5 protein-coding genes are annotated in these 5,071 nt (G+C 47.8%); 1 reads left to right on the top strand and 4 read right to left on the bottom strand.

The annotated features are described in order from the left end of the window. Positions 1 to 265: 265 nt before the first annotated feature. A complete protein-coding gene (locus Q0257_RS11980; RefSeq protein ID WP_298025090.1) occupies positions 266 to 1,324 on the top strand; it encodes a DUF3137 domain-containing protein in 1,059 nt (352 codons plus the stop codon). A gap of 88 nt (positions 1,325 to 1,412) precedes the next feature. Here the strand turns inward: Q0257_RS11980 and Q0257_RS11975 are convergent, their stop codons facing one another. The 4 genes from Q0257_RS11975 to Q0257_RS11960 form a co-directional block, all read right to left on the bottom strand. Next, on the bottom strand, positions 1,413 to 1,934 hold the full coding sequence (locus Q0257_RS11975) for a hypothetical protein (RefSeq protein ID WP_298025089.1): 522 nt from the start codon (positions 1,932 to 1,934) through the stop codon (positions 1,413 to 1,415). A gap of 658 nt (positions 1,935 to 2,592) precedes the next feature. Continuing rightward, the gene (gene lysM / locus Q0257_RS11970; RefSeq protein WP_298025087.1) at positions 2,593 to 3,015 is read right to left on the bottom strand and encodes a peptidoglycan-binding protein LysM; all 423 of its coding nucleotides are present in this window, start codon (positions 3,013 to 3,015) and stop codon (positions 2,593 to 2,595) included. Between the two features lie 51 nt (positions 3,016 to 3,066). Then, positions 3,067 to 3,927, bottom strand: a complete 861-nt coding sequence (htpX, locus tag Q0257_RS11965; RefSeq protein ID WP_298025085.1) for a zinc metalloprotease HtpX — start codon at positions 3,925 to 3,927, stop codon at positions 3,067 to 3,069. A gap of 50 nt (positions 3,928 to 3,977) precedes the next feature. Continuing rightward, on the bottom strand, positions 3,978 to 5,071 hold a 1,094-nt coding region (locus Q0257_RS11960), incomplete at its 5' end, for a chloride channel protein (protein WP_298025083.1).

Genomic DNA, 5,071 nt, shown 5'->3' with positions numbered 1-5,071 from the left:
AAATTCTACGTAGCAAATTTATGCCTTGGAATTTTGCTTCCGCACGCCGAAATTCGGCGCCGCTTTTATGTGAAATTCTACTTCCGCGCTCCGCCCCGCTACGGTCAAATTTTAAACTTAGAGTTTTGAATTTATCCTTAAATTTGGGACGCTGTGTAAAATTCATATAAAAAATTCACCTTATGTGCGGACGAGCGAGCTTTGAAATTCCAAAATTCCCAGAATTTTGCTAAAATTGCGGGCAAATTTAAAGAAGGGCGAAATTTTGACTATTTATGATTTGGAGCGCCTGCGACTGGACGCGAAAAAGCACGTGGAGCAGCTAAAGTTTATCGTCGCCGTAAGCACGATCGTCTTGTTTGCGGTGTTCGGCGCTATCGCGTATTTCGCAGATAGGCAGGGCGCGCAGAGCTTTAGCGCGACGATGCTTATGCTGCTGGCGATCGCCTCGCTCGCCGTGAGCCTGCGCGAGGTGCACTTAAACGGCTGGCAAAAGGATCTCATCGGCACGGAAAATATCTTAAAGTTCGGCGCGGTCGTGATCTCATTTTTGATCTTCAAATACTCCGCAGCCTTGCCGCAGGCGTTGATAGGCTTGGCTGCGCTTGCGCTTGGGGCGTGGCTAGCAGCGCGGCTTTACGCGCTCGGCGTAAAAAGCGTGCAGGAGATCTTTACGGGGCGGTACCGCCAAAGCTATAAGCAGCACTATCTGGCGCCTTTCGTGCGCAAGCTCGGCTACGAATACGTTTCCTACGGCAGCGTGCCGTTTTGGCGCGTGGTGCAGAGCGATCTGTTCGAGTTTATCGAAAATCTGCGCGGCAACGACCGCGTAGGCGGCGCGTGGCAGGGGGTGAGCTTCGAGTTTAGCGACGTGAGTTTTTTCCATCAAAATTTACAGCACGAGCTCGTGGGGGCGTTTTTCGTAGCGGAATTTAACAAACGTATCATCGCGCCCGTTTTCATCTATCCGCGCGAGATACAAAATAAGCAGCACGTAGGTCTAAAGCCCGTTGCGATGGATAACGTGGAGTTTGCCGCGCGCTACAAGGTGCTAAGCGATGAGCCGCAAAACGCGATGTATGTGCTAACGCCTGCATTTATGGAGCGGTTTTTGGCGGTGGGCGACGCGATGGGAGCGCAGATCTGGGCGAGCATCAGAGAGCGGCGGATCCATATTTTCGTGCACACCGGGCGCGATAATTTCGAGCCTAGCGTCTATGAAAGCGTGCTGCGCCGCGACCCCGCAAGCGAGATAAAGAGCGAAATTTTAAACTTTTTGAGTATCGTTAAAATTTTAAAATTGAATGTGAGGATTTGGATTTAGACGAGCGAGCTTGGTTAGATAAAATTTATAGATTTTTGCGGCAAACCGAGCGTCGATCGTCTAGGCTTATACTTGCAGCTTTATGGTTTTAGACAAACAGATAATTCTTTTTGATGTAGTCGATATCTATATTTTTCTGCAAAAAATACTCTTTGATATCGTTGTAAATTTTATCATTGTAGATATAGATAAGATAGTATCTTGGTAAAATATTGTGATATCCGGGGTTAGTTGTATATTCGGCGACCCTTATAAACGGCATAGCACTAAAGCCTTTGAGGTTTTTATTCATCGATAGATAAAATATAAAATTTAAGAAAAATCCCCATAGGTAGATAAAAAATATTATCTCCAAAAGCTCCCATTTTAAAGCTATGAACCCCATTATCGTAAGAGATAAATTGCAGATATTCCGCGAAATTTTTGAGCTAATAAATATGTCAATCGAAAAACTCCTTCGCAGTTCGTCGAATTCTACTTTGCAAAATCTCTTAACGACGCCGTTTTCGATAAATTCTATATATCTATCCGTAAACCTTATTTGTTGCTTGCTACGAATTAACTTAAAGATACATATCGCAATAAGAATCCCTGACATTACCAAATTCATAACTACGCCTTTTGGCGAACATAAGAGATCCGCATTCCATAAAATCCTCTATTATAGCTATCGTTAAGACGGAAAATAATAGTACCAAATACCAAGCGATCACAAAAAATTTTTCATAGCCGTTTATAACTAACGGCTCTTTGTCGTAGTCTCTAGGTGAAATTTTAAAATTTTCAGATATCTTTGTATCTCAATCAAAGCGCGATATGTTTGGCTGGCGCGACGGAATTTATCGTAGATCCGTAAGGGCGGCGTACAGGCATATTGGCACACAGGCGATGCGGCAAATAATCCACTATCCGCCGCAACAGGCTCGCAAAACCGCGTCACGGCTTAAAATCAAAACCCGCCTCGCAAAAGCAAATCCGCAGCAAAATCCATAGCTCACACAATCATGCCGTACCGTCGGTTCATAAAATCATAGTTTAAAAACTGCGCTGCACAGCCAGCTTAAAATCACATCGTGCCGCTAGTTTGCAAAACCGCGTCTTTTAAAGTGTAAAAAACCGCGCCGCCTTGCTAGCTCGTAAATTCATAGCTCACCAAAATCGCGCTGCGCTGCGGGCTGATAAATTGCGGCTCGCGCAAACGCAGCGCAATACTCGCAAAAGTAAAATTCGCGGCTTGCAAAATCAAGCCGCAGTATTCAAAAGCGAGCTTAAGCTTTTGGAATTCTGATTTTCTGCCCCGGATAGATGAGGTTCGCGTCCTTGATAACCTCGCGGTTGGCGTCGAAAATAATCTTGTATTTGTTCGCGTCGCCGTAGAATTTCTTCGCGATTTTAGATAGGTTATCGCCCTTTACGATGGTGTAGTAGTTCTCGGCGCTATCCTCTCTAATGCCCTCGATCCGCACGTTTTTGATGCCTGCGGTATTGCCCGCGATGAGGGCTGCTTTTTCGAGAGTTTCCTTATCGGCGTTGCCGCTGATTTTGACGGTGTCGCCCTGCACCTCGACCTCTAGTCCCTCTACCGGTGTAGAGCTGAGATTGGTGGCGATCTCGTCTTTTACGTGCTTAGCGTCATCGCCTAGACCTAATAGTTTCTTGCCTGCTTCGGCTACGAATGAAAGTAAACCCATGTTTTCTCCTTTGGTTAAAGTGGCAAAATTTTATCTTAAATTTACCAACGATCAGCTTAGGCGCATATCTCTATCGATCTGCTCTAGTCTAGCGATGCGATCTGCGGTGCTTGGGTGGGTACGGAAAAGCCTAGAGAGGCTGCTCGCTGCGTCGCCAAAGGGATTTACGATAAACATATGCGCGCTAGCGGCATCCGCGGAGCGCATGCGGTAGTTTTGGGAGTAGGCGTCGAGCTTTTTAAGTGCCGAGATCAGCCACTGCGGATGCGACGTAAGCGCCGCGGCGCCTGCATCAGCCTTGTATTCTCTCGTCCGCGAAATACTCATCTGTATGATGCTCGCAGCTAGCGGCATTACGATGGCGGCTATGAGCATAAAAATCCCGTTTGAGCGATTATTGGAGTTGCCGCCGCTTACCATCGCGCCAAACTGCGCGAAATTTGCTAGTAGCGCGATGGCTCCCGCAAACATCGCCGCGACCGAGCCGATGAGGATATCGTAGTGATTTACGTGGCTTAGCTCGTGCGCCAGCACCCCTTCGATCTCTTGCGGGTTCATTAAATTTAGCAGCCCGCGCGTTACCGCAACGGCGGCATGATTTGGATTGCGTCCCGTAGCGAAGGCGTTCGGCACCTCCTCATCGATGATGTAAATTTGCGGTATCGGCAGATTCGCCTTCGCGCAGAGGCGGTCCACTATGTCATAAAGCATCGGCTCCCTATCCTCGTTCACTGGTACCGCGCGGTAGTGCTTCAGCACCAGCTTGTCGCTGAAAAAGTAGCTGAAAAAATTCATCGCACACGCCGCGCAGAAGGCTATCATCATGCCGCTACGTCCGCCTACGGCGTTACCTACAAACATAAAAATCATCACCAGCGCGCTCATCAAAAGCGCCGTTTTTAGCTTTTCCATTACATTCCCTTGAAGAAATTTAATCGCAAATTCTAACCGGCGAAGCGCCCTTATTTTAAATTTCTTGTCAATAAATTTCTAATGCCGACGGCGCATACGATGCTAAAAACGACGACCGAATATGAGTTTATATTTAGCCCGCAAAATCCCGCGCTTAGGGCGAAGGCACAAAGCGGCGCGTTTAAATTGATCGCTAAAAAGGCGGCCCCTCCGCAAACCCCCGCTGCGCTTAGGTTAATAGGTAGAATTTCGCCGATCGCAAATCCTACGCATAGCCCCAAAACTGCGCCCAGCGCGAAACTCGGCGTGAGCGTGCCGCCGTATCCGCCGCAGCGAAAGATCATCAAAATGCAAAATGCCTTACAAAGCAAAATCGCAAGCAAATACGGACTAAAGGATGCGGAGTTGAAAGCAAACTGCGCTACGGAGCGTCCGTTACCTAAAATTTCTGGTACGTATGCGCCGATCGCCGCGGTAAGCAAGAATGCAAATGGCAGTGTAAGCGCGATTTTGAGGCTTTTTATGCGCAGCTTTTCGCACAAGCGCACCCCGTCTTGAAAGTATTTCGCCGCGACCCCCGTGACAAGCCCGATTAGCGCTGCTGCGAGTAAATTCTGCGGGGTAGGGGCGAAGTTTGAAACTGCGTAATAAATTTCTTTTGAAGCTCCAAATTCCGCTGTAGCTGTGGCCACCGCACTTGTAGCAAAGGCGCACAAAATCGCTTGAGTATCGAAGCTTTTAAGTAAAATTTCTAGGCTAAAAAGCGCGCCCGCTAACGGGACGTTATATACAGCGCCTAGTCCCGCTCCCGCGCCGCATGCGACAAATAGCCGAAGCTCATCTCCGCCGATATTTAAGGTGCGGCAAATTTTAGCCGCAAACAAGCCACCTAGCTCGCGTGGAGCAGCCTCACTGCCTACCGGTGCGCCCATGGCGATGGCTGCAAGCTGCAAAACCGAGTGGATTAAATTTTGCCAAAACGGCGGATTTTGCCCCTCCATCATTGAAGCTACGTTTAAAAAAGGTTTTAGTCTTATTAGCAGAATTCTAATTAAAGTTACGATTGCACCGGCTGCGAGGACGCTAAGAAAGCGCCTAAGCGCAGTGGTTTGTTCCGTAATAATGTGAAATTCCTCATCATTAT

Source organism: uncultured Campylobacter sp. (genome assembly GCF_938018035.1).
GTDB lineage: Bacteria > Campylobacterota > Campylobacteria > Campylobacterales > Campylobacteraceae > Campylobacter_B.
This window is presented reverse-complemented; position numbering and strand designations above follow the sequence as displayed.